Here is a 1,944-nt window from a genome sequence, read left to right as displayed (position 1 = left end):
CTATTAGCCTAGTGTGATAGTCGTACTTTCTTGCAATATATGTCAGATAGAACGGGTCAATGGGAATACAGTGGCCTCCAACGCCCGGACCAGGATAGAAAGGCATGAAACCAAAAGGCTTTGTAGACGCCGCATCAATGACTTCCCAGATATTTATACCCATTCTCTCCGCGACTATGGCCATCTCATTCGCTAGAGCGATATTGACGATTCTGAATGTGTTCTCCAGAATCTTCGTCATTTCCGCTTCTCTAGGAGATTTGACAACGAAAATTGGAGCATGTAATACCTTTTCGTAAAAGGCCTTTGCGAGAGAAGTTGACTTCTCGCCGCATCCGCCGACAACTTTCGGCGTATTTCCCGTCTTGAAACTCTGGTTTCCTGGATCAACCCTTTCAGGACTGAAAGCAAGAAAGAAATCCTCTCCACAGATTTTACCGGTTTCTTCCAGTATTGGCTTCATAATGTCTTCAGTCGTACCGGGGAAAGTAGTAGATTCCAGTACAACCAACGTTCCGGTCTTCATATATATTTCGAAATCTCTCTTGAAGCATTTACAATGTAAGAAAGATCAGGTTGCTTGAAGACATCTAGCGGCGTTGGAACGCAAACTATGACAATATCACAATTGGAGATTCCTTCAAAATCAACGGACGCCAGAAGCTTGCCGTCTCTAACAAGACTTCTGAGCTCGTTATTATCTACATCTCCAATGTAGTTTTCGCCGTTGTTTAGCATTTTGACTCTCTCGGCGCTTATCTCAAAACCTCTAACATCAAAGCCCGCCTTGGCAACCTCGACTGCAAGAGGAAGCCCCACATAACCCATTCCAATTATTCCTACATTCGCCGATGCATTCAGAATATTCTCTTCAGTCATTTTCAGATCCTCCATTCGTTTTGTGCTCTTTCAAAGAGACCCTCCCTTTACTGGAGATCTCAAATGAGTAAAGCTTTTTGAGTCCAATCGCTTCTGCCTTTGAAAGTATTGAAGCAGAGTGAGCAAATGACGCAACAATAACTGCATCGTATTCGTTCCCAGCAACTCGCTCGGGTTCGAGTACCACTATTCCGTTCACTTGTGTTCCCTTCTTGAAGTCCGCATCATCAATGAAACCAAGAACATCGATTCTTTCGTAGAGCAGAATAGTTGAAACCATCTTTCCAACGATTCCGGCGCCATACAGATAGACCTTCTCGAAATCTCTTGCCGAAATGAAATCAAGAACTTCTCCGAAAACGCTTCTCGATTGAGCGTATATCTTTGCCACATCTGCTAGATAAGCGACAGTAAGGTACTGAAGTCTGACCCTGCCCTCATCAAGCAATATGTAACTCATCGAACGTCTATTCTCTCCAATTTTAGCTATCAAGCCGGTTCTCTCAAAGTCGCTTAAGTACCTGTGCACCATCGAAGGAACAATTCCGATCTCCCTTGAGAGCCGTTCTTGAGATATTGAAGGATTCTCGGCTATCGCTTGCAGGATATTCAGTTCTCTCGTCTCTGGTGAAGGATTGAAGAAACTTCCCAGCTCCTGATACAAGGCATCATCTCCAACGAATAGTGATCACTCACTGAGTGAATAATAACACATCAATCACTGCCATGCAATTAGCTCAAAGCATTGTTCAGAATATTGATCATAGAAATGCGTAATGAATAGACACTCGACAATCATTGAGCAATGATAACCTTTCGGAGACGCAGACTAGATGAAGATCACTGTAGATCGTAGTTCTTGCTATAAAACTCAAGATACTCTCCAGAGATAACGCTTTCAACCCATGCTTTGTTGGTCAAATACCAGTCTACAGTCATCTCTATTCCTTCATCGAACATGATCGAAGGCTTCCATCCCAGCTCAGAGCTTATCTTCGTCGGATCGATGCCATATCTTTTGTCGTGGCCGAGCCTGTCGGTCACATGTTCTATAAGTGATTCGTT

At 43.6% G+C, this 1,944-nt stretch carries 2 protein-coding genes and 1 pseudogene; all 3 read right to left on the bottom strand.

Going from position 1 to position 1,944, the window contains the following annotated elements; genetic code table 11:
- Positions 1 to 879: pseudogene (locus tag ENN47_12005) on the bottom strand (nucleotide sugar dehydrogenase).
- A complete protein-coding gene (locus ENN47_12000) occupies positions 872 to 1,543 on the bottom strand; it encodes a winged helix-turn-helix transcriptional regulator (protein ID HDP78871.1) in 672 nt (223 codons plus the stop codon). Before ENN47_12000 ends, ENN47_12005 begins: the two are co-directional and overlap by 8 nt.
- A 176-nt stretch (positions 1,544 to 1,719) precedes the next feature.
- Positions 1,720 to 1,944: dTDP-glucose 4,6-dehydratase (locus ENN47_11995; GenBank protein ID HDP78870.1), on the bottom strand; the 225-nt coding region annotated here is incomplete at its 5' end.

It is taken from the genome of Mesotoga infera (genome assembly GCA_011045915.1).
Classification (GTDB): Bacteria; Thermotogota; Thermotogae; order Petrotogales; family Kosmotogaceae; genus Mesotoga; species Mesotoga infera_D.
This window is presented reverse-complemented; position numbering and strand designations above follow the sequence as displayed.